The 24,677-nt window shown below is 71.7% G+C and carries 26 protein-coding genes; 9 read left to right on the top strand and 17 right to left on the bottom strand.

What is annotated here, in order from left to right; translation table 11 throughout:
- Positions 1-185: 185 nt before the first annotated feature.
- The 3 genes from LO772_RS12680 (at position 186) to LO772_RS12670 (ending at position 2,389) form a co-directional block, all read left to right on the top strand.
- On the top strand, positions 186-965 hold the full coding sequence (locus tag LO772_RS12680) for a sigma-70 family RNA polymerase sigma factor (RefSeq protein ID WP_231778507.1): 780 nt from the start codon (positions 186-188) through the stop codon (positions 963-965).
- Positions 962-1,297, top strand: a complete 336-nt coding sequence (rsrA, locus tag LO772_RS12675) for a mycothiol system anti-sigma-R factor (protein ID WP_231778506.1) — start codon at positions 962-964, stop codon at positions 1,295-1,297. The genes LO772_RS12680 and rsrA overlap by 4 nt, the downstream gene beginning before the upstream one ends.
- Positions 1,298-1,492: 195 nt before the next feature.
- On the top strand, positions 1,493-2,389 hold the full coding sequence (locus LO772_RS12670) for an HD-GYP domain-containing protein (protein ID WP_331717328.1): 897 nt from the start codon (positions 1,493-1,495) through the stop codon (positions 2,387-2,389).
- A 22-nt stretch (positions 2,390-2,411) separates the two neighbouring features.
- Here the strand turns inward: LO772_RS12670 and LO772_RS12665 are convergent, their stop codons facing one another.
- Together LO772_RS12665 and LO772_RS12660 are read right to left on the bottom strand one after the other, a co-directional pair.
- The gene (locus tag LO772_RS12665) at positions 2,412-3,464 is read right to left on the bottom strand and encodes a hypothetical protein (protein ID WP_231778505.1); all 1,053 of its coding nucleotides are present in this window, start codon (positions 3,462-3,464) and stop codon (positions 2,412-2,414) included.
- Entirely contained in the window at positions 3,461-3,994 is a 534-nt protein-coding gene (locus LO772_RS12660) for a SigE family RNA polymerase sigma factor (protein WP_231778504.1), read from the bottom strand. The genes LO772_RS12665 and LO772_RS12660 overlap by 4 nt, the downstream gene beginning before the upstream one ends.
- Before the next feature lie 178 nt (positions 3,995-4,172).
- On the opposite strand from LO772_RS12660, the gene LO772_RS12655 reads away from it, so the two are divergent.
- Positions 4,173-4,388: a biotin/lipoyl-binding carrier protein gene (locus LO772_RS12655; RefSeq protein ID WP_231778503.1), complete on the top strand. Its 216-nt coding sequence runs from the start codon at positions 4,173-4,175 to the stop codon at positions 4,386-4,388.
- A gap of 21 nt (positions 4,389-4,409) precedes the next feature.
- On the opposite strand, the gene bsaP is transcribed toward LO772_RS12655, so the two are convergent.
- From bsaP to LO772_RS12640, 4 genes are all read right to left on the bottom strand, one after another.
- A complete protein-coding gene (gene bsaP / locus LO772_RS36285; RefSeq protein WP_443089452.1) occupies positions 4,410-4,601 on the bottom strand; it encodes a biotin synthase auxiliary protein BsaP in 192 nt (63 codons plus the stop codon).
- Between the two features lie 184 nt (positions 4,602-4,785).
- On the bottom strand, positions 4,786-5,832 hold the full coding sequence (gene bioB / locus LO772_RS12650; RefSeq protein WP_231778502.1) for a biotin synthase BioB: 1,047 nt from the start codon (positions 5,830-5,832) through the stop codon (positions 4,786-4,788).
- Positions 5,829-6,560 carry a dethiobiotin synthase gene (bioD, locus tag LO772_RS12645; RefSeq protein ID WP_231778501.1) on the bottom strand — a complete coding sequence of 244 codons (732 nt, stop codon included), beginning with the start codon at positions 6,558-6,560 and terminating at the stop codon, positions 5,829-5,831. The genes bioB and bioD overlap by 4 nt, the downstream gene beginning before the upstream one ends.
- Before the next feature lie 115 nt (positions 6,561-6,675).
- Positions 6,676-7,470, bottom strand: a complete 795-nt coding sequence (locus tag LO772_RS12640) for a GntR family transcriptional regulator (protein WP_231779524.1) — start codon at positions 7,468-7,470, stop codon at positions 6,676-6,678.
- A 338-nt stretch (positions 7,471-7,808) separates the two neighbouring features.
- On the opposite strand from LO772_RS12640, the gene LO772_RS12635 reads away from it, so the two are divergent.
- Both LO772_RS12635 and LO772_RS35785 read left to right on the top strand, forming a co-directional pair.
- Positions 7,809-8,702, top strand: a complete 894-nt coding sequence (locus LO772_RS12635; protein WP_443089403.1) for a GNAT family N-acyltransferase — start codon at positions 7,809-7,811, stop codon at positions 8,700-8,702.
- Complete coding sequence (locus LO772_RS35785; RefSeq protein ID WP_269453197.1) at positions 8,699-9,664, top strand: lysophospholipid acyltransferase family protein; 966 nt, start codon at positions 8,699-8,701, stop codon at positions 9,662-9,664. The genes LO772_RS12635 and LO772_RS35785 overlap by 4 nt, the downstream gene beginning before the upstream one ends.
- 96 nt (positions 9,665-9,760) lie before the next feature.
- Here the strand turns inward: LO772_RS35785 and LO772_RS12625 are convergent, their stop codons facing one another.
- Positions 9,761-10,936: an 8-amino-7-oxononanoate synthase gene (locus LO772_RS12625; RefSeq protein WP_231778500.1), complete on the bottom strand. Its 1,176-nt coding sequence runs from the start codon at positions 10,934-10,936 to the stop codon at positions 9,761-9,763.
- A 226-nt stretch (positions 10,937-11,162) separates the two neighbouring features.
- On the opposite strand from LO772_RS12625, the gene LO772_RS12620 reads away from it, so the two are divergent.
- Entirely contained in the window at positions 11,163-12,629 is a 1,467-nt protein-coding gene (locus LO772_RS12620; protein ID WP_443089402.1) for a sensor histidine kinase, read from the top strand.
- A 131-nt stretch (positions 12,630-12,760) separates the two neighbouring features.
- On the opposite strand, the gene LO772_RS12615 is transcribed toward LO772_RS12620, so the two are convergent.
- Together LO772_RS12615 and LO772_RS12610 are read right to left on the bottom strand one after the other, a co-directional pair.
- Positions 12,761-13,015 (bottom strand): WhiB family transcriptional regulator, encoded by a 255-nt coding sequence (locus LO772_RS12615; RefSeq protein WP_231778498.1) that lies wholly within the window; start codon positions 13,013-13,015, stop codon positions 12,761-12,763.
- A gap of 319 nt (positions 13,016-13,334) precedes the next feature.
- Positions 13,335-14,264 carry a diacylglycerol/lipid kinase family protein gene (locus tag LO772_RS12610; protein ID WP_231778497.1) on the bottom strand — a complete coding sequence of 310 codons (930 nt, stop codon included), beginning with the start codon at positions 14,262-14,264 and terminating at the stop codon, positions 13,335-13,337.
- 255 nt (positions 14,265-14,519) lie between these two features.
- Between LO772_RS12610 and LO772_RS12605 the strand changes: the two genes are divergently transcribed.
- Positions 14,520-14,972, top strand: a complete 453-nt coding sequence (locus LO772_RS12605; protein WP_231778496.1) for a hypothetical protein — start codon at positions 14,520-14,522, stop codon at positions 14,970-14,972.
- A gap of 102 nt (positions 14,973-15,074) precedes the next feature.
- Here the strand turns inward: LO772_RS12605 and LO772_RS12600 are convergent, their stop codons facing one another.
- Positions 15,075-16,154, bottom strand: coding sequence for an RNA polymerase sigma factor SigF (locus LO772_RS12600; protein ID WP_443089401.1), 1,080 nt, complete (start codon positions 16,152-16,154; stop codon positions 15,075-15,077).
- Positions 16,043-16,486, bottom strand: a complete 444-nt coding sequence (locus LO772_RS12595; RefSeq protein WP_443089400.1) for an anti-sigma regulatory factor — start codon at positions 16,484-16,486, stop codon at positions 16,043-16,045. The genes LO772_RS12600 and LO772_RS12595 overlap by 112 nt, the downstream gene beginning before the upstream one ends.
- 919 nt (positions 16,487-17,405) lie before the next feature.
- On the opposite strand from LO772_RS12595, the gene gltX reads away from it, so the two are divergent.
- On the top strand, positions 17,406-18,782 hold the full coding sequence (gene gltX, locus LO772_RS12590; protein WP_231778493.1) for a glutamate--tRNA ligase: 1,377 nt from the start codon (positions 17,406-17,408) through the stop codon (positions 18,780-18,782).
- Positions 18,783-18,850: 68 nt separating this feature from the next.
- On the opposite strand, the gene LO772_RS12585 is transcribed toward gltX, so the two are convergent.
- Genes LO772_RS12585 through LO772_RS12560 form a run of 6 tightly spaced genes read right to left on the bottom strand, consistent with a single transcriptional unit; the run spans position 18,851 to position 24,607 of the window.
- Positions 18,851-19,948: a radical SAM/SPASM domain-containing protein gene (locus tag LO772_RS12585; protein ID WP_231778492.1), complete on the bottom strand. Its 1,098-nt coding sequence runs from the start codon at positions 19,946-19,948 to the stop codon at positions 18,851-18,853.
- Between the two features lie 14 nt (positions 19,949-19,962).
- Positions 19,963-21,078: a radical SAM/SPASM domain-containing protein gene (locus LO772_RS12580; RefSeq protein WP_231778491.1), complete on the bottom strand. Its 1,116-nt coding sequence runs from the start codon at positions 21,076-21,078 to the stop codon at positions 19,963-19,965.
- Positions 21,075-21,851, bottom strand: coding sequence for a nucleotidyltransferase domain-containing protein (locus LO772_RS12575; protein ID WP_231778490.1), 777 nt, complete (start codon positions 21,849-21,851; stop codon positions 21,075-21,077). The genes LO772_RS12580 and LO772_RS12575 overlap by 4 nt, the downstream gene beginning before the upstream one ends.
- The gene (locus LO772_RS12570) at positions 21,848-23,269 is read right to left on the bottom strand and encodes an FAD-dependent oxidoreductase (RefSeq protein ID WP_231778489.1); all 1,422 of its coding nucleotides are present in this window, start codon (positions 23,267-23,269) and stop codon (positions 21,848-21,850) included. The genes LO772_RS12575 and LO772_RS12570 overlap by 4 nt, the downstream gene beginning before the upstream one ends.
- On the bottom strand, positions 23,266-24,162 hold the full coding sequence (locus LO772_RS12565; protein ID WP_231778488.1) for a hypothetical protein: 897 nt from the start codon (positions 24,160-24,162) through the stop codon (positions 23,266-23,268). The genes LO772_RS12570 and LO772_RS12565 overlap by 4 nt, the downstream gene beginning before the upstream one ends.
- A 55-nt stretch (positions 24,163-24,217) precedes the next feature.
- Entirely contained in the window at positions 24,218-24,607 is a 390-nt protein-coding gene (locus LO772_RS12560; protein WP_231778487.1) for a hypothetical protein, read from the bottom strand.
- Positions 24,608-24,677 lie beyond the last annotated feature (70 nt).

Raw genomic sequence — 24,677 nt, 5'->3', positions numbered from 1 at the left:
GCGCGGCCGGGCCCGGAGGGCGCGGGACGCACGGTCGAAGCCGCGCGTTCACGCTGCCCGCGTCCGGTCGGCGCCCCGCCCGGCGGGGTCGCCGCGGTCCCGCGACGGCGGGGGGAATGATCCCGTCCGGCACCGCGTTGTGGCCGGTACATCCTCGATCTTTCTCGACCCAGTGGAGGCGCCACATGCTTACTGCCACCCCCTCGGTCGGCCGCCCCGAGGCCGCTCCCGACCCCACCGTGCTGGGGTGGGCGGAGTGGGCGCCGGGCGATGATCGCCGTCGACCGATATCGTCGACGTCGAGCGGGTCCGTGGTGGTCCGCGAGGATCAGCGGGTGGAGGAGGTGGGTCCCGTCGCGGAGACAGAGACCCTGGAGCAGCGCGACGCTCGGTTCGAGCGCGACGCGCTGCCGTTTTTGGACCAGTTGTATTCGGCCGCGCTGCGGATGACGCGCAACCCCGCGGACGCGGAGGACTTGGTCCAGGAGACGTTCGCGAAGGCGTACGGGTCGTTCCACCAGTTCCGCGAGGGCACCAACCTGAAGGCCTGGCTCTACCGGATCCTCACGAACACGTTCATCAACAACTACCGCAAGAAGCAGCGGGAGCCGCAGCAGAGCGCCACCGAGGAGATCGAGGACTGGCAGCTGGCGCGCGCCGAGTCGCACATGTCGACGGGTCTGCGCTCCGCCGAGGCGCAGGCGCTCGACCGCCTGCCCGACTCGGACGTCAAGGAGGCGCTGCAGGCGATCCCCGAGGAGTTCCGGATCGCGGTCTACCTGGCCGACGTGGAGGGATTCCCGTACAAGGAGATCGCCGACATCATGGGCACCCCCATCGGTACGGTGATGTCCCGGCTCCACCGCGGACGCCGTCAGTTGCGCACCCTTCTGGAGGACTACGCCCGTGAGCGCGGGCTGGTCCCGGCCGGGTCGGGTACGGATGGGAAGGACTCGGTGTCATGAGTTGCGGCGACCACCACGAGGTGGACTGCTCTCAGATCCTTGAGCGCTTGTACGAGTACATCGACAACGAGCTCGCGGACGGGGACTGCGGCGATATCCGCACCCACCTCGACGAGTGCTCGCCGTGTCTGGAGAAGTACGGCCTGGAGCAGCACGTCAAGGCGCTCGTGCAGCGGTGCTGCGGCTGCGACGACGTTCCCGTCGACCTGCGCGGCAAGGTGCTCGCGCGGATCCGCGAGGTGCGGGTCCAGGTCGACGCCGGTGCCGAGGGCTCGTATGTCGCGGTCGAACGCCAGGTCGACGTAGGCGAGTTCGTGTCCGACGGCGAGTAGCCCGGTTCGGTGTTCGGGCGGCTCGGGGCCGCCGGGGGCGCGGAAAACGGGGTGAAGCACCCGTAATGCGCCCCCCTTTCGGGTTAATCCACTTGCTGTGCGCGGAGTAAACGCGGCAGACGGCGTTCTGCTCCCATGCGGGGTCCTATTCTCGGTTGGCGGTTCGTTTTCCCGCCCAGCCGAGGAGGCAGTCGCATGGGAACGCTGCCGGTCGTCGCGCCGGGTCGGTCCGTCATCGTGGATACGTGTGCCCGGAACCGCGGGTTGCGGGCGGGGGCCGGCTTCGCGATCCAGGGTGCCGTGGTCGTGTCGGCGACCTTGTTCTACCTGCGCCACCTGCGCCGCAGCCTCGTCCGGGTGCGCGGCGAGGCCGCCCGCGACGCCACCGTCCTGAGTCTGTTGCGCGCCGTCGAGGTCAAGGACGGCTACACCCGGGCGCACAGCGAACGCGTCGCCGTTGCCTCGGTGTTGATCGCCCGTCAGCTGGGTCTGCCGAAGCAGCGCGTGGTGTCGCTGCGGTACGCGGCGCTGCTGCACGACGTCGGCAAGCTCGGCGTGCCGACGCGTCTGCTGACGAAGTCCGGTCCCCTGGACGCGGACGAGCGCGAGACGATCCAGCGGCACCCGCAGTGCGGCGCGGACCTCGTCCGCGACCTGGAATTCCTCGGCGAGGGCCGGGACGGCATCCTGCACCACCACGAGCGCATGGACGGGCGCGGCTACCCGTCGGGCCTGCGCGGCGACGCGATCCCCGAGTTCGCGCGCATCATCGCGGTCGCGGACGCGTTCGACGCGATGACGTCGACGCGGTCGTACCGCCGTTCGCGGCCGATCGAGGCCGCGCTGTCCGAGCTGAACCGGTGCCGCGACGACCAGTTCGACGGCCGCATGGTGGCCGCGCTGCAGTCCGCGCTGCGTCGGCACGGCTGGCCGCTCGCGGAGCGCCCGGGGCCGCCGCCGCCCGGGGGCCACCCGTGTGCGCACGGGCTGGTACCGCCGGTTCCGGTGCCGCGCGTGTCCCGTCAGGATCTGCACAGCGTGGCGCGTGTGACGGACGAACCGGCCGCGGGAGAGGCGCCGGAGGCCGGGTGACGCGCCGGTTCGGGCCGGTGGCTCAGGACGCGAACCACGCCGTGTCGCGCGCGACTTCCGCCACGGCCGACTTGCCGAGCGGCGGCGCGTCCATGGGCTTGCCGTACGTGTCCGAGCCGGTGATCCCGGCCAGCGCCGTGATGACGACCGCACGGCCGTCCGGGTAGGTGACGGACGCGGAATAGCCCTTGCCGTACACGAGCGACGACTCGGAGTCGGGCTGGTCGCCGGGCCGCGTCCACGTCTTCAGGACGGACCCGTCGGCGCGCTTGTCCGTCGTGCAGTCGGTGTTCGCCGGTGCGTACGGGTCGGGCGCGCAGTGGTTGTACGTGAGTTCGTCCTCCACCGTGCGGAACGGGTCCCCCGGGTTGACGGCGGGGTCGTGCACGGCGACCTGGATGATCCCGGTCCTGCCGTTCTTCGCGACCAGATAAGTGCCGCTCAGCGGGTGGGACCGCGATGTCCCCGCGGCGCGCGCGTCCTTGGTCACGGTGCCGGCGTCGGACGGCAGGTATCCCGCGACGACTTCGGCCGCCGTCCGGGTCGCCGCGTTGCCGGCGGCGGTCGGGACGGCCGGCGACGCGGCGGCGCTGTTCGTGCTCTTGGGCGGCGGGGTCGACGAAGTGGCCCGTGTGGTGGGCGACTTGGTGGCCTCGATGGTGGTGGTCGCCGAGGGCGCGGACGTCACCGGGTCCGGGGTGGGGGGCGGCGCGCCGGTGGTCGCCTCGGCGGACGGCGCGGTCGGCGCCGGTGCGGCCGTCGTGCTCGGGGCGCCGGCTCCGGCCGTGTCCTCGGGCGACGGGGGCGGGGCCACGGGTGGTGCGGGGGGTTCGCTCGCCGCGATGCGGTTGTTCGTGCGGGTGTTCGGTGCGCCCAGACCCGGTTGGGGCAGCAGCGCCGTCCCCACGCCCACCGCGACGACCGCGACCGCCGAGCAGGCCGCGTACGCGATCCGGCGCCGCCGCCGCAGGCGGTCGGCGCGCGCGATGATGGCGTCGACCGCGTCCGGATCGTCGGGCGCCGTGAACCCCTGGGCGGCGATGCCCAGGAGTTCCTTCACGCGCATGTCCTTCAAAGCCGGGCCTCCTCGGCATCCGCGGACCGGTCCACGCTCTCCGGCAGCGCGTCGCCGAGTGCGGACCGCAGCGTCGCCAGACCGCGTGCGCTCTGGCTCTTGACCGTCCCCGTGCTCACTCCCAGAATGTGCGCCGTCTCCTCCACACTCAGGTCCTCCCAGTAGCGCAGCACCAGCACCGCGCGCTGCCTGGGCGGGACCTCCGCGAGCGCGGTGCGGACCGCGAGCCCCATGTCGATGTCGGCGGGCGCCTCCGCCGTGCGGTCCGGCGGTGCCGCGTGCGGGTGTTCGCGCCGCCACAGCCGCCGGCGCGACGAGATGAACACGCTCATCAGGGTGCGGCGCGTATACGCCTCGATGTTGTCGATCCGGTCCAGGCGGCGTCCGGCCATCACCACCTTGACCAGCGTCGACTGCACCAGATCCTCCGCCTCGTGGACGTCACCGCACAGCAGGAACGCGCTGCGCAGCAGCGGACCGCGCCGTAACGCGATGAACTCACGCAGGGCTTCGTCGTCTCCCGCCAACATCCCACCCCCTCGCCAGGGCGCCGGGCGCGCGGCGGCCCTCATCAGGAAAGAGCGGTGGGAAGCGTTCCGGGTTGCCTCACAGACGGCGGAAAGTGGAAAATCCCGGCGCCCGGGGCTGCGGAAGGCCGACACATGGTTGGATCGTGCGGAGGAACCGAGACCGGAAAGAGGAACCGCCATGGTCGAGGAGGTCCACGCGGAGATGGTGGCCAACGTCGCCAAGATCGTCGTCGCGGAGGGCGACGCGGTCGAGGCGGGGGCGACCCTGGTGATCCTGGAGTCCATGAAGATGGAGATCCCGGTGCTCACCGAGGGCGCCGGCACCGTCGCGGCGATCAAGGTCGCCGAAGGGGACGTCATCCAGGAAGGCGACCTGATCGCGGTCATCGCGTAACGCGTCCGCGGCGGCGGCCGTTCAGCTCGTCCGGACGCCGTGTTCGACGCATTTAGCCGTCCAGCCGCGCGGTGTGACCTGGACGACCATGCGCCGCCGGCAGTGCGCGCAGTAACGCGGCGGCTCCAACGCGCGGCGCCGGGCGCAGGTGTCGTGGGCGCCGCTGTTGCCGGGCTCGCCGCACTGGTCGCAGAAGGGCGCCGCGGCGCCCACCGCCGAAGGCGGGGGAGTTTTCGGTGCGTTCACGGTCGTAGGGTACGGGCTCACGCGCGGGCGGCGTATTCCGGTGCCGTCGGGTCGGCGCCGCCCGGCCGGCCCCCGCACATACGACGGACGCGCCGCCGCCCGCGGGACGGCGGGCGGCGGCGCGTCGGCCGACGTGGTGTCGGATGCCGTGTCAGAGCGTCTGGTTGAGCGCCTTCACCGGCATCTGGAGGTCCGCCAGCAGCTCCAGGTCGCTTTCCGGCTTGCGCCCGAGCGTCGTGAGGTAGTTGCCGACGATGACCGCGTTGATCCCGCCGAGCAGGCCCTTCTCGGTGCCCAGGTCGCCGAGCGCGATCTCCCGGCCGCCCGCGTACCGCAGGATCGTGCGCGGCAGGGCGAGCCGGAACGCGCCGATGATCTTCAGTGCCTCGCGCGGCTCCAGGACGGCCTGCTCCTCGAACGGTGTGCCGGGGCGCGGGTTGAGGAAGTTGAGCGGGACCTCGTCCGGCTCCAGCTCGGCCAGCTGGGCGGCGAACTCCGCGCGCTGCTCCGGCGTCTCGCCCATGCCGACGATGCCGCCGCAGCACACCTCCATGCCGGCGTCGCGCACCATCCGCAGCGTGTCCCAGCGCTCCTCCCACGTGTGCGTGGTGACCACGTTGGGGAAGAACGAGCGCGCCGTCTCCAGGTTGTGGTTGTAGCGGTGGATGCCCATCTCGGCCAGCTCGTCGACCTGCTCCTGGCTGAGCATGCCGAGCGACGCGGCGATGTTGATGTCGACCGCCTCGCGGATGGCCTTGACGCCCTCGCGCATCTGGTCCATCAGGCGCTTGTCGGGACCGCGTACGGCCGCCACGATGCAGAACTCGGTGGCACCGGTCGCCGCGGTCTCCTCGGCGGCCTTGACCAGCGACGGGATATCGAGCCACGCGGCGCGCACCGGCGACGGGAACAGGCCGGACTGCGAGCAGAAGTGGCAGTCCTCGGGGCAGCCGCCGGTCTTGACCGACACGATGCCCTCGACCTCGACCTCGGGCCCGCAGTGCCGCATGCGGACCTCGTGGGCGAGCTGCAGCAGCTCCTCGAGCCGCTCGTCGGGCAGGCCGAGCACCTGGAGCACCTGGTCGGCGGACAGCCCCCGGCCGTTTTCGAGCACCTGTGCGCGTGCGACGGCGAGGATGTCGCCTGGGGTCGCGTCGGCCGCCGGGACCCGGGCCGTCACATCGAGCGTTTCCGTCACCGTTCACCTCGCGTTGGATCGTGGGCGGCACGGAACGCGCCCGCATCGAAGGTACCCCCCAGGGCGGGGGCGAGGCCCGACCGGGCCGCCATGAGGAACTCGGCCGGGTGCAGCGCGCCCGCCCCGGCACCGATCGCGCCGGCGAGCGGGCGGGCCGCGAGCGTCTCCAGGTCGCGGATGTTGCACCGCATCGCGAGGTCCGGCTTCTCGGGCCACGAGCCGATGACCACGCCCGCCGGATCGATGCCCCGGTGGGCCATCGCCTCCAGCGTGAGCGCGGTGTGGTTCAGCGTGCCGAGGTCGGGACGGGCCACCACCAGCACCTGCGCGCGCAGCGTGTGCGCGAGGTCGGCCAGCGTGGTGCCCTCGTCGTCGAAGCGCACCAGCAGCCCGCCCGCCCCCTCGACGACGACCAGGCGCCGCGTCTCGGCGAGTTCGCGTACGGCGTCCACCGCGCGCGCGGCGTTCACCGGGGGCCGCCCGGACAGCCGCGCGGCGGCGGCCGGTGACAACGGGTCGGGGAACCGGGCGAACTCGTGCAGGTCGGTCAGGCCCGCGAGCCGCCCGATCGCGTCGACGTCGCCCGCCTCACCGGGCACGGCACCGGTCTGCGCGACCTTCACCACCGCCACCGACGCACCCCGCGCCGCGGCCACCGCCGCGACCGCGGCCGTCACGACGGTCTTTCCGACACCGGTGTCCGTACCGGTCACCACAAGAACGCTCACCCGCACGAGGGTACGGCGCGGCGCGGGGGCGCAAGCGGCGGCGGGTTGCCGGGATGTGGACGGGGGTGGCACGGGAGGGGGACGCGCGAGCCGCGGCGCGGAGGCCGCGGCCCGTTCAACAGCGCAGTCGCCCGACGAACTTGCAGCGGTCGCCCCGGTACACCGAGCGCACCCACTCCACCGGCGCGCCGTCCGCGTCGAAGCCGTGCCGCGACAGCTGGAGCAGCGGCATGCCGACGTCGGTCGCCAGCAGCGCCGCCTCGTGCGGGGTGGCCAGGGCGGTCTCGATGGTCTCCTCGGCCTCGGCCAGGCGCACTCCGTACACCTCGCGCAGCGCCGCGTACAGCGACGTGTGCCGGTCGAGCGTGCGGCGCAGGGACGGGAAGCGCGCGGCGGACAGGTGCGAGGTCTCGATCGCCATCGGAATCGCGTCCGCGAGACGGAGGCGCTCGATACGCAGGACGCGGTTGCCCCGGGGGATGCCGAGGCGTTCGGCCAGCTCGTCGTCGGCGGGGACGTCCCCGACGCCCAGGAGCCGCGAGGCCGGTTCGAGGCCCTGCGCGCGCATGTCCTCGCTGTAGGAGGTGGGCCGGAGGCTGTGCGCGACCTTCGGTTCGGCGACGAACGTGCCGCGCCCCTGGATGCGTTCGAGGCGGCCCTCGATCACCAGTTCCTGCAGCGCCTGGCGCACGGTCGTCCGGGAGATGTCGAAGTCGCCCGCGAGAGTCCGCTCGGGGGGTACGGGGGTGCCGGGCGGCTGCGTCCGGGTGAGTTCGAGCAGGTGCTTCTTGAGCCGGTAGTACTTCGGCTCGCGCGCGGCGCCGCCGGTCGCCGGGAGGCCCGGAGCCGGTTCGCGGACCGCCGGCCTCCGCGGCGCGGCGGGCGCGGCGGGCGCCTTGGTCGTGGACATCTGCGGCGCGGCTGTTGCGGCCGCCTCGTGTTCCGCGGTCACCCGTGCCTCCTGACGTGCGGACGCGCCGACGCGTCCGGCCCATCGTGGCACGAGCCGGGGCCGCGAGTGGTCCGCATTGGGCCGTCGGTGCGACGCGGGATGACCGGACCGCGGCGGCGATGCCGTGCCGGATTCGTTCCGGTTTGTTGGTATGACGCCGAAGATTTCAGCGGCGCCACATTTCGACGCACGACAGCGGCCACGCCGAAGCAAGCCCGGCCCGGCATCAAGTGAGTGCGGCGCCGCATCCGCGGCACCGCCACGCCCCGGCCGGACCGCCGGGTTCGGGAGACCTCATGAGTGCGCCCGCCCCTGAACTGGACCTCGCGACCATCGCCCCCAGTGCCTCCGGCACGGCAACGAACGCCACCCCGACCGTGGTTCCCGCGAACGCTCCCGGGAATGTCCCCGCCGACATCCCCGCACCCTCCTCGGCCGACACCGCGGCCCCGCCCGCGGTCCGCTACACCGTGGGCCTGGCCCGCGACGCCGCCGAGATCCGTGCGGCCCAGCGGCTCCGCCACCTCGTGTTCGCCGACGAGATGGGCGCGAACCTGCGCGGCTCCGAACCCGGCGTGGACAGCGACGGGTTCGACCCCTTCTGCGACCACCTCGTCGTCCGTGAGGAAGCGTCCGGGGAGGTCGTCGGGACGTACCGGCTCCTGCCGCCGGAACGCGCCCGCGCCGCCGGAGGGCTCTACGCCGCCGGGGAGTTCGCGCTGCACCGGCACATCCCGCTGCACGCCGACCTGGTCGAGGTCGGCCGCTCGTGCGTGCACCCCGACCACCGCGAAGGCGCCGTCATCGGCCTCATGTGGGCCGGGATAGCCCGCTACCTCGCCGGCTCCGGGCACAACTGGCTCGCCGGATGCTGCTCGGTGCCGCTCGCGGACGGCGGTGTGACGGCGGCCGACGTCCGGGCGGCCGTCCGGCGCAAGTACCTCGCGCCCGAGGAATACCGCGTCACGCCCTACACCCCGTGGGTGCCGGACCCCGCCCTGGACGCCGCCGACCGCCCCCGCACGCCCCTGCCTCCGCTGCTGCGCGGGTACCTGCGCCTCGGCGCGTGGGTGTGCGGCGAACCCGCACACGACACGGACTTCGACGCCGCGGACTTCTACGTCCTGCTCGCGCTGCGCCGGACCGACCCCCGCTATCTGCGCAGGTTCCTGGCCATGGATTCCGCGTGAGACCCGCGAGCCCGTCCACCGGCGCGGCACGCGCCGCCCCCGACGCGCCGGCCGCGGTGCCCGGGGGCGACGTTCCGCCGGCCCGCCGGTCCGGCGCGGCCGGGGTGTCCGCGACCGCCGCTCCCGGCTCCGCGCACCCCGGCCCGGCCACCGGATGGGTGCCGAACGCGCCCTGTACGCCCGGGAACTGCATTCCCCCCGTGCGGCGGCCGGTGCGTGCGCCGCGGCGGATCGCCCGCTGTGTCGCGTGCGCCGCGGTGCTGCTCGTCGGGGCGGTGTCCTCGCCGGTGGTCGCCCGGATGCGTCCCTCCGCGCGCGACCGGCTCATCCGGGCGTGGGTGCGCGCGGCGGCCCGCGCCATCGGCGTCCGCGTGCACGTGTCCGGCGACGTCCCCGGGGAGCCCGCGCGGAAGCGGGCCACCGGCGACCTGTTCGTCGCGAACCACGTCTCGTGGCTCGACGTCGCCGTCCTCGCCGCGGTTCGGCCCGCCCGGACGGTCGCCAAGCGCGAGGTGGGTGCGTGGCCGGTGCTGGGGCGGTGGGTCCGGCGCGGCGGCACGTTGTTCGTGACCCGCGACCGGCCTCGCGCGCTGCCCGGCGACGTGGCGGTGATCGCGGCGGCGCTGCGGTCGGGCTCGGCGGTCGCGGTGTTCCCGGAGGGCAGCTCGTGGTGCGGCGCGCGGCACGGCCCGTTCCGCCGCGCGGTGTTTCAGGCCGCCCTCGACGCCGGGGCGGTGGTGCGCCCGGTCGCGATCTCGTACCACCACACCGGCGGCACCCCGGCCCGCACCGCGGCGTTCGTCGGCGACGACACCTTCGGTACGTCGATCTGGCGCGTGGCGGGCGAACGCGGCCTCGTCGCCCGGGCCCGCGTCCTCCCGGCGATCGCCCCGGGCACCCACGCCGACCGCCGGACGCTGGCCGCGGCGGCGGAGGAGGCGGTGACACGGGCGAGGGGGTGACGGCGTGGCGACGCGGTGGCCCGGGGGACAGCCGCACACGTCCGGCGGTCGAGGCACGCCGCGCCGCCGGCCACACGGCCTCGTGCGAACCCCGGTTCAGAGCCCCCGGGTCGCCGACCCCAGGGTGTCCAGGGCGCGCGTGATGTCCGCGTCGGTCAGGTCCGCGCGGGCGGCGATGCGCAGGCGCGACAGGCCGTCCGGAACCGACGGGGGACGGAAGCAGCCCACCCGTACGCCCATCTCCGCGCTGCGCCGGGCCGCCTCGAACGCCTTCTCGGGAGCGCCGATCAGCACCGAGGCCACGGCACCCGCCGGCAGCGTCGTGTCGAGGCCCAGGTCACGGGCGCCGTACGCGATCCGCCGGGCCTTGTGGCGCACGGCCTCGGCGAGTTCGGGCTGTTCGCGCAGGATGCGCAGGCTCTCCAGCGCCGCCGCGACGCTCACCGGAGCGAGGCCGGTGTCGAAGATGAACGGGCGCGCGGTGTCGATCAGGTGGTCGCGGACCCGCGCGGGGCCGACGACCGCGCCACCCTGCGACCCCATCGCCTTGGACAGCGTCACGGTCTGGACGACGTGGTCCGCACCGGCCAGCCCGGCTTCGTGGACGGCGCCGCGCCCGCCCGCGCCCATCACCCCGAGCCCGTGGGCCTCGTCCACCAGCAGAACCGCGTTGTGCCGGCGTACGACCGCCGACAAGGCGGCGAGCGGGGCGAGGTCGCCGTCGACCGAGAACACCGCGTCGACGACGACCAGCGCGCGTTCCTCCGACCGGTTCGCGAGCGCCGCCTCGACCGCCGCGACGTCGCAGTGCGGCGTGACGGTGACGCGCGCCCGCGACAGGCGGCACGCGTCGACGATCGACGCGTGGTTGATCGCGTCCGATACGACGAGGTCGCCGCGTCCGACCAGTGAGGTGATCGCGGCGATGTTGGCGAGATAGCCGGACGAGAACACGAGCGCGGCCTCGCACTCCAGGTGTGCCGCGAGAAGGTCCTCGAGATCGGCGTGCAGCCGCGTCGAGCCGGTCACCAGCCGCGACCCGGTCGACCCCGCACCCCACTCCCGGACGGCGTCGGCGGCGGCGTCGAGCACGCGCGGGTGACGGGCCAGGCCCAGGTAGTCGTTTCCGGCCAGATCGAGGACGTCCGGCTCGTCGGCGGGTCGCGGACGTACCCGGCGGCGCAGCCCGGCCGCGATGCGCTCCTTCTCGCGCAGATCCAGCCAGTCCAGCGGATGCCCGCCCGACCCGACGGGGGAGTTCTTCTCGGACACGCACGACCTCCGACCGGCGACAACCGCCGGCCCACCCGGCACACGCGGTCAGAACAGTTTCTCACTCGAACGAAAGCGGGCGGCGACGGGTGCGCGGAGCCACGAGCGGCGCGTCGGCGGCCCGTGCCCCGCCCCCCGCAGCCGTCCGCACGCCCCGACGTCCCTCGTCTGCCCCGCGACCGCGATGCCCGCCTCCGATCGGGTTACGCTCAAGGCTGTGCGCTCCATGAACAACCTCGTTCGCAACCACGGCGACCTGCTGGCGGCCGATCTCGAATGGCTGCATCTGCTGGTCTCCGAGTGGCAGCTCCTCGCGGATCTGTCGTTCGCGGACCTGGTGCTCTGGGTGCCGACGAGCGACAGGCGCTACGTCGCGGTCGCCCAGATGCGTCCCAACACCGGCGCGACCTCGCATCAGGACGATCTCGTCGGCGACTTCGTCCGGCGCGGCGACCGGCCGATGCTCGACGCCGCGTACGACGAGGGCCGCATCGTCCGCGAGGGCGACCCCGAGTGGCGCGACGACGTGCCGGTGCGCGTCGAGGCGATCCCGGTGCGCCGCGACGGCCGCGTGATCGGCGTCATCGCGCGCAACACCAACCTGCTCACCGCGCGCACCCCGAGCCGCCTCGAACTCACGTATCTCCAGAGCGCCGCGGATCTCGCGCAGATGATCGCGTCCGGTTTCTTCCCCTACAAAGACGAACAGGTCGACATGGACGCGTCGCCGCGCGTCGGCGACGGCCTGATCCGGCTCGACGCCGAAGGGCTGGTGCAGTACGCGAGCCCCAACGCGCTGTCGGCGTACCACCGGCTCGGTCTGACCAGCGACCTCGTCGGCTGCCACCTGGGCCGCACGACCGCCGAGCTGGCCCCCAGCGTCGGCCCGGTCGACGAGGCGATCTCCGCCGTCGCGAGCGGCTGGGCGCCGCGCGAGACCGAGGTCGAGGCCCGAGCGGCGGTCGTCCAGTTCCGGGCGATTCCCCTGAAGCCGCGCGGCGCCCGGATCGGCGCGATTGTGCTCCTGCGCGACGTGACCGAGCTGCGGCGCCGCGAACGCGAGCTGATCACCAAGGACGCGACGATCCGGGAGATCCACCACCGCGTCAAGAACAACCTGCAGACGGTGGCCGCCCTGCTGCGTCTCCAGGCCCGGCGCATGGACGCGCCGCAGGCACGCGCGGCGCTGGAGGAGGCGGTGCGCCGCGTCGGCTCGATCGCGATCGTGCACGAGACGCTGTCCCAAACCCTGGACGAAAGCGTCGACTTCGACGAGATCGCGGACCGCGTGCTGACGATGGTCACCGAGGTCGCCGCGTCGGCCGTACGCGTACGCACCGCACGGCACGGCAGTTTCGGCGAACTCGTCGCCGAAGTCGCCACCCCGCTCGCGATGGTGCTGACCGAGCTGCTGCAAAACGCGCTGGAGCACGCCTTCGACACGCATTCGGGCAGCCTGGAGATCACCGCCCGGCGCGGCGAGGGGCGCCTGGTGATCACGGTCGTGGACGACGGGGCCGGCCTGCCGCCGGACTTCGACCCGCAGGTGTCCGGAAACCTCGGGTTGCAGATCGTCCGCACACTGGTGGGCAGCGAGTTGGGCGGGCGCTTCGACATGGCGGGTCGGCCGGGCGGCGGCACCGTGGTGACGCTGGACCTGCCCATCCCGCGCAAGGGCCGTACGGAACGCTGACGGGCGCGGGCCGTCCGCCCGTGGCCGGGAAACGGCAACGCCCCGGCTTCGGTCGCGGTGACCGTCCGGGGCGTTGCCGAAGTTCTGTTGGTGCCGTGGAGATCCGGAAGTGGGGGATCCGAGGCGGGGGATCAGGCGGAAGCGCGTGCGCGGTTGCGCGCGGCACGGCGCTTGAGCGCGCGGCGCTCGTCTTCGCTCATCCCGCCCCAAACGCCTGCGTCCTGGCCGGACTCAAGGGCCCACTGGAGGCACGCTTCCATCTCGGGGCAGCGACGGCACACGGCCTTCGCCTCCTCGATCTGCAGCAGCGCCGGACCGGTGTTACCGATCGGGAAGAACAGCTCCGGGTCTTCGTCACGGCAGGCGGCACGGTGGCGCCAGTCCATGCGGTCCAACTCCTCATAAGCGGGCGGGACTTGTGGCCCCGCCTAGTGGCGGCTTGTGAATGTGAACGCTTTCACGAATCCTCCAACAACGTAAGGGCCGACAATGTCGGTCCCCAGGTTTGGTGGTGGAGTCGGGCGGGGAGGATTGGCCTTTCGGGCTCGTCCGGCCCGCCACGTAGAGCGTCGCAAACCTCAGCCGTCGACACAACCCCTCTGACGAAGGATTTTTTGAATCGTCGGTGTCGGGTAGATCACACCCCTACTTCCAAGGGGTGAACGCGATTCTGCGTTCGACTGAAAGGCGCAGACGCCCTTCCGCTCACACAATCACACGCAGTGCCCGGGGGACGCCCCGGAACGTCACGGTGTGATGTTCCCCCAGATGGTCGCCGTCCACCTGGAGTGACACGGACTCCTCAGCCTTGAGGGTGAACGTCACGCAGTCGTGCAGCGACACCACGTGACGGCCTTTCGGCCCGTTTCCCGAGGAGCCCAGCATGCGGCTCAGGTGCCGCAGTGTGGGCAGAGTGGACATCTTGGTCAGCCCGAACAGGTCCAGCGCGGTGTCGAACGAGGCGTCCGGACACGCGTGGACCGGGCGGCTGCCCAGATACGTCCAAGGATTCGTGTTCTGGACTATGCCGAGGCACAGCCCCTCCACCGGTTCCTGACCCGGTGCCTCCAGTGTGAGGGGACCGGACCGCCTTGTGCCACCGCTTCGGTAAAACCCGCGCAATGCGGATCGCACATACAACCCCGGCGTCGACTTGCTCCCCCGCGCGCGGCGGTCCTCGACGCGGGCCACGACCTCGGCGTCGAGACCGAAGCCGGCGCAGAACAGGAACCAGCGGTGGTCCGCCATGCCGAGCCCGATCCGGCGCTCGCGCCCGCCGCGCAGCGCGTCGAGCAGCACACCGGTCGCCTCGACGGGGTCGTTGGGCAGGCCGAGCGCGCGGGCGAAAACGTTCGTGCTGCCACCGGGCACGACGGCCACGGCCGGCAGCTCGGGCGACGGCCCGTTCGCGAGCACGCCGTTGGCCACCTCGTTGACCGTGCCGTCGCCGCCCAGCGCGATGACCAGGTCGACGCCCTCCACCGCCGCGTCGCGCGCGAGTTGGGCGGCGTGCCCCCGGTGTGTGGTGGTCGCCACATCGAGCTTGAGGTCGCTCGCCAACGCGCGCACCAGGACGTCCTGGGTCCGTTCACTGGTGGTCGTCGCCTTGGGATTCACGACGAGGAGGGCACGCATGGGCGACAGCGTAACGACCGCACGCGGGTTGCCGACGGGCCTCCCGATCTTCGCGGGGGGTACGAGCGGACGCGATACGCGGCGTACCTTCCCGGGGCGGATCGTTTCGCCGTCGGTCGCGGCCGGGCCGAGTGCGGTCGTGGGGGAGGCGCGTCCGGAGCCGGGGAAGCCGTGGGCGCCGTCGGGCTCGCACGAGTCCGCGGAACCGGGGCTTGTTCCCTTGCGCCGTCGCCGCCGGTCTACCCTCGTGGGGTGATGACTGACGCCGCTCCCGCACCCTCGGCCTTCGGGGCACTGCGCTCCCTGCCCGTGAGCTTTCGGATCGCGACCGGTTTTGTCGCGCTGGAGACGGCGGTGGGGCTCGGCTTCTCGCTCTACATCCTCGGAGCCAGTGTTTTCGGCGACCCCTCCGACGAGGGCAAGGGCATCAGCGAGGGCCTGTACCTGCTCGTTCTCGGCCTGGGCATGCTCGCCACGACGGTCGGACTGGTACGGGGCCGCCGCTGGAGCCGGTCGCCGGCGATCACCATCAACCTCGTCGTCCTCGGCATCGGCTACTGGATGATCAGCGGAAGCGGCCGTTGGGCGTTCGGCGTCCTCATCCTGGCCGTCGGGCTCGCGTCGATCGTCATCCTCGGACGCCCCAGCCTCTACCAGGCGCTCGAAAAGCTCCACCAGGACCGCGTCGCCCGCGAGCGCGGCGCCTGACGCGGAACCGCCCGACGACGACGGCGGCGTCCGCACGACCGAGGGCCCTGGAGGCGTCAACCTCCAGGGCCCTCGGCGTTGTTCGTCACCCGGCGCGGTCCGCTACTCCTCGACGAGCAGGCGTTCGCGGAGCTGGGCCAGGGTCCGGGCCAGCAGGCGCGAGACGTGCATCTGCGAGATGCCCACTTCCTGCGCGATCTGAGACTGCGTCATATTGCCGAAGAACCGCAGCAGCAGGATGCGCTTCTCCCTCGGCGGCAGCTGCTCCAGCAGCGGCTTGAGGGATTCGCGGTACTCGACGCCCTCCAGCGCCTCGTCCTCCGACCCGAGCGTGTCCGCCACCGCGGGCGATTCGTCGTCGGTGTCCGGGACATCCAGCGACAACGTGCTGTACGCGTTCGCCGATTCGAGGCCTTCCAGGACCTCTTCCTCGGAGATGTTCAACTGCGTCGCGAGTTCCCCGACCGTCGGCGAGCGCCCGTTGCGCTGCGACAGCTCCGCGGTCGCGGCGGTCAGCGAGAGCCGCAGCTCCTGGAGGCGCCGGGGCACCCGGACCGCCCAGCCCTTGTCGCGGAAGTGCCGCTTGATCTCGCCGACGATCGTCGGGGTCGCGTACGTCGAGAACTCGACCCCGCGCTCGGGGTCGAACCGGTCGACGGACTTGATCAGGCCGATGGTCGCGACCTGGATCAGGTCGTCCAGCGGCTCGCCCCGGTTGCGGAAGCGCCGCGCCAGGTGCTCGACCAGCGGCAGATGCATCTCCACCAGCCGGTCGCGGATGGCCCGTCGCGCGGGATCGTCCGACGGCAGTCGGCCCAGCTCCGCGAACATGCCCTTGGCCAGCTCGCGGTCGTGCTGCGAGTGCCCCGAACCCGGTCGGCGCCGCCCGGGGACCACGGCCTCCGAGGCCTGCGGGCCGTTCGTCGCGTCCGTGTCGAGCGCGTCCGCGTCGTCGTGCGGCCCGGCGGTCTCCTCCGCCGTCACGCTCGTGTCACTGGCCATGTCGTCGGCCTCCCGGGGCCCCTCCTCCGGGGGTTCGCCGCCCCGGTGGTCGCTCGCGTGCTCGGTGCTCACGGGGCCCCCGGCCCGCCACCGCGCTTCTTGTGGAGGCTGATGCTCACGACGTCGTTCTCGTCCGCGGTCGCGTCGACCTCGCCCGCGAGCGCGGACAACACGGTCCACGCGAACGTGTCGCGCGCGGGGGTGTGCCCGTCGGTCGTCGGTGCGGACACCGTGATCTCCAGGGCGTCGCCCACCAGGTGGAAGACGCACGACAGGACGCTGCCCGGGACCGCCTGCCCGAGAAGCATCGCGCACGCTTCGTCGACGGCGATCCGGAGATCCTCGATCTCGTCGAGCGTGAAGTCGAGCCGGGCCGCGAGGCCGGCCGTCGCGGTGCGAAGAACCGAGAGGTACGCCCCTGCGGCGGGCAGCCGGACCTCGACGAAGTCCTGCTGGCCGGCGCCGGCCTCGTCCGCCGTGTGTGCGGATCGCTGGGACACCCTCACCTCCAAGGTGCTGCGTAGGTGGTCGCGCCTGTGACCACGACCGATGACGGGGACCGGGTTGACGCTATCGCGCGGACACCCGGCTCGTCTCCGCCACCACTCTTCCGGGACGCCGGTCGAACCCGCCTCGGCGCCCCGCCCCGACCCGCGGGTCCGTCGCGTACCGCCCGCGCGCATGACGGAACATCACCACATGTGAATTGGCGCGTACGCAGTGTACCCGGTTTGTATCGTGCCGCACGGCGACAGACCTGTACGGGTGAATTTCCCTCGCACGACCCCGGGAACCCGTCCCGGAAACCACACACCCGGTCCGCGGACTCCGAAGGGAGCCCGCGGACCGGGTGTACCCGCGTGCGCGTGGACCCGATGCGGGTCAGGCGGCCTTCTTGGTCTCCCAGAAACAGGGTCCCGCGCCGACCTGCGGCGCGGGCCCGATCTGTGCTCTGACCTGGCTGTTCTCCGATTGCATGCGTTGGCTGGAGATGGCCGAAATCGAAGGTCTCACGGACTGTGGACGGACTGGGCGGGGCCGCATCAACCGAGGTCAGGCGGTAGAGCTGGGCTGCGAGGAGCGTCTTCGACCCCCGTGGTTCGACAGTCGGAGTCCGCGACTTGGGAGCCCGTCCGCGGCGGCCGTGCGCGTCCACCGCGACGCCGCCCGGTCTCGCGTGACGGTGGACACACTGCGGAACGGATTTGGCATGTTCTGTCGGCGTGCGGTGGCTATGCCCCCTGGGACCGTCGGGGCGACTTCCCGATGGTCGAGGACAGTCGGTGGGGCCACATGAGGCGGTCAGGATGGTGCCGAGGCGGCCTGCGTTGGGACGGCTCCTGAAAGGGCGCGTGGAGGGCGATCGAAGCCCATTACGCTTGCGGCATGTCCGACTCCATCCGCGTCCGATTCGCTCCTTCGCCTACTGGCATGTTCCACGTCGGTGGAGCCCGTTCCGCCTTGTACAACTGGGCGTTGGCCCGTCAGCAGCAAGGCCGGTTCGTTCTGCGGATCGAGGACACGGACGCCGAGCGCAACCGCCCCGAGTGGGTGGAGGGCATCATCAGCGCGCTGGCGGCCATCGGCATCAGCGACAAGGACCCGGCGTTCGAGGGGCCGTACTCGCAGTCGGCCAACACCGACGCCCAGCGCGAAGCGGCGCTGAGGTTGTACGACGAGGGCAAGGCGTACTACTGCGACTGCACCCGGGAGGACCTGGTCGCACGGACGGGCTCGCAGCACTTGGGCTACGACGGGTTCTGCCGCGATCGCGGCTTGGTGTACGAGGAAGGCCGTGCGCTGCGGTTCCGTACCCCGGACGAGGGCGCCACGGTCGTCGACGATGTGGTGCGCGGGCGTACCGAGTTCCCGAACAACGCGCTTGAGGACTTCGTCGTCATGCGCGGCAACGGGTCGCCGGTGTTCGTCTTGGCCAACGCGGCGGACGACGTCCGCGAGGGCATCACGCACGTGATCCGCGGCGAGGAGCACTTGTCGAACACGCCGAAGCAGCAACTGCTGTGGGAGGCGTTCGGCGCCGAGCCGCCGGTGTGGGCGCACCTGCCGGTGATCGTGAACGAGAAGCGGCAGAAGCTCTCCAAGCGCCGGGACAAGGTCGCCTTGGAGGACTACCTTGCCGAGGGCTACCTGCCGGACGCGCTGGTCAACTACCTGATGCTGCTCGGGTGGGGACCGGGCGACGACACCGAGATCCGCCCGTACGAGGAGCTTGAGGCACGGTTCCGGTTGGAGGACGTCAACAAGTCGGCGGCGTTCTTCGACGTGCGGAAGCTGTCGGCGTTCAACGGCGAGTACATCCGCAAGCTGTCGGAGGAAGAGTTCGTTCAAGCCTGCGGCCGGTGGCTCCAGGCCCCGTACGCGCCTTGGGCTCCCGAGGCGTTCGACGAGGCGGTGTTCCGGTTCGTCGCGGGGCTCGCGCAGACCCGGGTCACGGTCCTCGGTGAGATCACTCGGTACGTCGACTGGCTGTTCCTGGACGAGCCTCCGGTCGACGAGGCGTCCTGGGCGAAGGCGATGAAGCCGGGCGCGGAGGCCATGTTGGTCTCGGCTCGGGCGGCTTGGGCCGACGCGGAGTGGACTGCCGACGCGCTCAAGGCCGGCCTGGAGGCCGCCGCGGCCGAGCACGGGCTGAAGCTCGGCAAGGCGCAGGCGCCGGTACGGGTCGCGCTGACCGGCCGCACGGTCGGTCTGCCGCTGTTCGAGTCGGTGGAGGTTCTGGGCCGGGAACGCACACTGGCCCGTCTCGACGCCTCGGTGACGAAGTTGGTTTCCGGCGTCGGTTCGTGAGCTGACCTTCGGCTGTGGCCGGCCGCGTCACGATGACGCGGCCGGCCACAGCCGGGGATGGGACGGGGTCAGCGCAGGTCCACCAGGCGGTGGGCAGTCTGGGCGGGCTCGGCGGGCATCGACCACAGCGGGCAGATCGGGATGGTCTCCTGGTCGCAGTCGCTGCTGACGAGCGTGCGTTGAAGATGGTCGTACGCCGCGCAGCCTCCCCCACAGGTCGAGGCGTGAGCGCAGGTGCGGCAGCTGGGGGCGACCTTGCTGACGAGTGTCAGTTCGCTGACGCCCCCGTGGAGACGGGGGATCACGGCGCCGTCACGAAAGGTGCCGTAGTGCAGGTCGGTGTCGAAGAACGCCGAGCAGATGTAGACCCGGTTGTCCGGGAAGATCGCGAGGCGTTCGAGGTTGCGGGCGGTGCAACCCCGATAGCCCTGAGCGCTGATCCCGGCGAGTTGGTCGGGGCGGGCGAAGGCGGGCGGGTAGAAGACGCGGACGTGGCGGTCGGCGGCGTGACGGCGGATGCCGCGGCACAGTTCCATCCACTGGGCGGGCGGGATCTGGAGATGCGGCTTGTCCTTGCCAAGCCCGGTGGGGGTGAAGTAGTGGAAGGAAAGCATCTCCAGCCCGACCCGGTCGGCGAGGTCGATCGCGGCGAACACGTCGCCGTGGTTTTCGGTGGTGACCGTGAAGATGGCACGGGTCTGGAAGCCGGACGCGACGGCGCGTGTGATGCTGTGCATCAGCGGTAGCCACGTGTTCGGGCCGCGCATACTCTCGTGGGTGGCCTGTTGGGCGCCGTCCATGGAGAAGCTGAACGAATCGAGGCGGTCGTCCAGGACGGGCCAAACCCTGGACGGGATGAGGCCGTTCGAGGTGATAACGGTCTTGTAGCCCTGGGCCTTGCACACGTCGAGGATGGCGTCGAGTTCCGGGTGCGTGGTCGGTTCGCCGCCGAGGAGGTACACCTTGTACTGGCCGTACGCGACCCGCAGGCCGGACAAGATCTCCTCGACTTTGCCGGGGCTCATCCGGATCTCGTTGTCGAGGCGGTCGCCCATGTAGCAGTGCTCGCAGCGCAGGCTGCACTTGTGGGTGATGTAGAGGAACAGGAACGGTTCCTTCGCGGCGGTCGCCGCGTGGGGTGCGGCGGAGGCGAGGGTGTCGGTCACGGCGTGGCCTTCCGTCATCGCAGGGCGTGCAGGGAATCGGCGGGCCGGGCGCCCCAGGCGGACACGGTCCACAGGATGCACAGCGGCGTGATCTGCCGGTCGCAGGCGTAGAAGCCTTCTTCCGCGTACGCGGGGAGCTGCGCATAGGCGGGGCAACCGCCGCCACAGGTACCGGTGTTCGGGCAGCCGGTGCACACGGAATCCGCGGTCATGTAGGCGTTCAGCTCGTTGTCCGGCGACGCGTTGAGGATCAGCCGGTCGTCCGCGAACCGGGCGTAGTGCCGTGCACCGTCCATGAAGACGGGGCAGGCGTACACGGTTCCGTCGGGGTAGACGTGCGGCCGGTCGAGAGTCCGTGCCGGGCAGCCGGGGTAACCACGGTCCGCCCACCGCTGCTGGTCCCCGGCGGGGACGAAGGTCGGCGGGTAGTACACCGCGAGCCGGGGCGCGGGCGGGTACGCCTCCAACGCGGCGCAGAAGTCCATCCACGCGGCTGGGGAGAGGGGTTGGAGGAAGCGGGCGCCGTTCCCGGTCTTGCCGAGGTTGTGGAAGCTGAGGGTGTGGGCGCCGAGTTCGGCGAGGAACGGGATCAGGTCGAGGGCGCTGGCGGCGTTGGTCGTGGAGACCGTGCACATGACGCGGACCTGGTAGCCGCGGTTGCGGGCTTCCGCGATGCGGTCGGTGACCTGGGCGAAGTTGTGGGGGTTGCGGCGGATGCGGCGGTGGATGGCCGGGTCGGCGGATTCCAGGCTGAAGTTGAAGGAGCTGAGCACGTCCGGCCCGATGCGGTCGAAGACGTGGTCGTCGAAGTCGCCGTTGCTGCTGATGGTGACCTGATAGCCGCGGTCGCGTGCTTCACGGACGATCTCCGGCAGGTGCGGGTGCATGGTCGGCTCGCCGCCGAGGAGGTACAGCTTGTCGTGCCCTCCGGTGATCTTGAAGTAGTCCATGATCTCGACGGCGCGCTCGACGGTCATGGTGTTCGCCGCGTTCAGACGGGTGTTGCCGACGTAGCAGGTCTTGCACCGCAGGGAGCACGCGGTGGTGGGGTAGAGGAAGACGAAGCGCTCGCGGGGCTGGGTGTAGATCGGCACGCGCGTCATCGGCATGCCGAGGTCCACGGCGGTCATGGGCCCTCCAAAGGCGGATGGGTGGACGCCAGGCACTGGGCGGCGAACGCCTGACGGTCGGTGCCGTACGTGAGGGGGAGCGGGCAGGCGCGCGGGTCGCTCGGGGCTGTGGTGACCGGCTGTGGCGGGAGGCGGCCGATGCGGTGCTTCAGCGGGTCGCCGAACCAGCGGTCGAGACCGATGCCGGTCGGCGTGTCCGTCCACTGCGGCCCGTCGGCACGGCAGATCCACCGCGCGGCCAAGCGCGCCTGTTCGCTCCCGGCCGGCAGCGCGAGGTGCTTTTTGTGTTCCTGGATGCGGGGCATGGGCCAGCGGGCGAAGTAGCTGGCCGCGCGCTCCTCCAAGCCCGGAAGACGACCGTCCGGGTCGAGGACATGGGCTTTCGGGTCGGCGAGGAACTTGAAGACGACGTCGCCCTTGCGGAAGGCCGACAGCGGACAGTCGGCCTGGTAGCAGGCGGACCGTTGGAGGGCGGGCGCTGCCGCCAGGGCATGTTCGGTGAACGTGAGCAGCGTCTCCAGGGTGTCGCCGTCGAAGATCTCCCCGCAGTGATCGAAGGACAGGCCGGCGCCGTGATGCAAGTCGCGTAGCGCTTCGGCGAATCCCTCCTCGGCGCTGCGGTCGCCGCGGCGGAGGAGGACGAAAACGTCGATGTCGCTGGTGCTCGTGGGGTTGCCTCGTGCGTACGAGCCTCCGACGAAGGCGAGGGCGAGGTTGTCGGCGAAGTGGTAGGCGGCCAGGCGCACGGCCTCCTGCGCGGCAGTCGCTGTCACATCGCACCCACCGGGCTCGCCAGGACGCGGTCGGCGGCGGCGAGGCCGGAGACGGCCGCTTGAAGAATGCCCTGCGCAAGTCCGGTGCAGTCGCCGGCGGCGTACAGGCCGGGCAGGGAGGTCTCCATGCCGTCGTCCACGGCGAGTTCGTCCCACAGTGATTCCAGCTCCAAGCCGATCACCCCGACCTGCCGGGCTTGGTCGTGCGCGAACGGTCGAGCGGTGAAAGAGGCCATCAACTCCTCGAAAACCGTGCACATCGCCGCGTGCACGTCGACGGGAAGGATGCTCGCGAGGTCGGCGACCTGGTAATCGCGCAGCGAAGGGCTGTGCCCGGCTCGCTGCGCGAAATCGGCCAGGTTGCTGCAGGTCACACGTCGCGTGCGGAAGTCGGGGTACCACTGCAACACCGGCTTCCCCGGCCGGTCGTGGCGCAGGGCCCGGTAAGGCGCGAGGAGATGCCGGTCGACCCAGGCCGCGTCTCGGGGGCGGCCGGCAGGGTCGCGGAGCTGGGCAAGGAGCGCGAAGTTGCCGAGGCCTGCGGCGGCTTCTTCCTCGGGGATGACGTGGCCGTCGAGCACGGTGTGGTCGCCGTAGTCGGTGAACTTGATTCGCCCACCGCCGGGGCCGGCGCAGAAGCAGAAGGTCTTCACCTTCACCCCGTGACGGACGAGAGTGGTCTTGAAGTCGTCGTGGATCGCGGCGCCTGGACGCAAGAGGTCGGCGGGAGCCTCGAAGCGGACGCCGACGGAGGGCGTCGGCTCGGTGAACTCAAGGCCCAGTGCGCGGATTTCCCTTGCCCACCAGCGCTGTCCTCGACGGCCGACGGCGGCGATGACTCGCCGGGCGGTGATCCGCTCCTCGCCTCCGACGGAACCCAGCCGGACGACGAATCCGTCGTGCCCGTAGGGATGCAGGGACACGACCTCCGCGGCCAAGCGCAGCGTGACCCGGTCGTTCCCGGAAAGCCGGGCGTACAGCCGGTCGACGATGCCGCGCACCTGCGCCGAGGACAGGGACGCGACGGGATAGTCCTTCACCTCGAAGGGCGCCGTCGTGGCCGCCGCGCCTCGGAAGACGGGGACCTCGGCGCCGCACAGCGACTCCAGCGCCTGGTCGCACAATGCGTCGGCGCGTTGTGGGCCGAGGAGTTCGGCAAGGCGTCGGCCGCTGGGGAACTTCGAGAGCTTGACGCCGTCCCCGTAGTGGATGGAGCCGCCGAACCCCGAGATCGTGTTGCACACGCCGTGGCAGCCGTGGCATAAGCGCATCCGGTCGACCGGACAGTGGCGCCGCGTGTGCGGGCGTCCGGCATCGACCAGGACGACGTCCGCGCCGTGGCGGGCGAGCCGGTCGGCGGCGAGCAAGCCCGCCGGGCCCGCGCCGATCACGAGTACGTCGGTGCTGTGCGGCGTCATACCAGCACCTCCGCATGCTGGGCGATCCACCGCCGGGCCAGCACAGCCCGCTCGGCGACATCGCGGTTGGCCTCGGCCAGCGTTTCCAACACGTCCGGGTCGTACAGATGCAGATACCGTGCGGGCCGTCGGTCGAGAGCCGGTTCACCACACAGGTCGACCACGCCGCAGCAGTGCGGAGACCACGCCGCCGCGCTCACCCAGGCCCGATAATCCGGGCCCAGGTTCGTGGTGGCGATGACGGTGTCGTACGGTCGGCCGCCCAACGCTTTCCTCAGGCTTGCGGCACGGACGACCGTGATGTTGTCGGCCCCGTCGACCAGGCGGCGAAGCTTGCGGGGACCCCGCGTCATCATCACGATCTGCTCGTACGTGCCGGGCGGCGCGGCGGCCACCGCACGGGCGAGCATGCCTCCGCCGATGATCAGCAGGCGACGTGCCTGCCCGCGGTCGCGGTGATCGAGGAGGAACCGCGGAAGGTCGCTGTAGTCCACGTGGGCCTGCAGGCGGAATTCCTCGCGTGCCCGCTCTGCGAGGTCAAGGGCATCCACGAGGAGCCGGAACAGTGGGTGGTTAGACGGCAGTTGCTCGGCGGCGGCCCGGACCTGCCGGAAAACGAACTGCTCCCCGAGGACGAGCGACCGGGTGCCGGCCGCGATCTGCGCGAGCCGGACGAGCGCCCGTTGACGCCCGAGGAAGATGGGGCGTTCGCGCAGAGCTGGGACGGGAGCCGCCAAATCGCCGACGGCGTACCACTCGACGCGCTGACAGGTGTGCAGCAGCACGCCGTGCGCGGATCGGGGCGGGGGATTCTGGGTGAGATCGTGGTGCATCCGGCCCAGAGCCGGCAGCGGATGCGTGGTGTCGTCGATGAAGGTGTGGAGGACGTCCAAGGTTCGCTTCCTCCTTGGGAGGACGGTCGGTGGGCCGACGTCGAGCGGGTGGGTGTCAGGTCCTGCGTCGAGTGGTGCTGCGTGCGCCGGCGGGCGCCTCGAACCAGTCGCGGGCGAGCCCTGGGCCGAGCGGGATGCGGCGGCCTTCGGCCTCGGCTTCCAAGACCGCGTCGATGCGGTTTGCGACGGCTCGGGCTCGGTCCGCGTCGTAGTGCGCCACGACCAGAGCGAGCGCGGTGCTCAGTTCCGCGGCGGCCCCGAGAGTGAGGCCGTGCGGTAGAGCGGCGAGGCCGGGCGGATGCCCCGGTCCCCGCGTCGTGGTCCTGCTGGTGAGCACGATCGGATGCTGCGGTTCGGGCCCTCGTACGAGAGCCAGACCGGGCCCGCCGAGGGACGCGGTCACCTCGATCCACTCCGATTGGCGTGGCGGTGGAAGATCAGACACGGCTTAACCTCACGAGCATGGTTGACGGATGCCGACCGGAGACGCGTCAGGGCCGGGACGCGGGTCGGCT

Origin of the sequence: Yinghuangia sp. ASG 101 (assembly GCF_021165735.1) — a bacterium.
In the GTDB taxonomy this organism is placed as follows: domain Bacteria; phylum Actinomycetota; class Actinomycetes; order Streptomycetales; family Streptomycetaceae; genus Yinghuangia.
The sequence above is the reverse complement of the archived record's forward strand: the minus strand, read 5'-3'. Positions and strand labels throughout refer to the sequence as shown.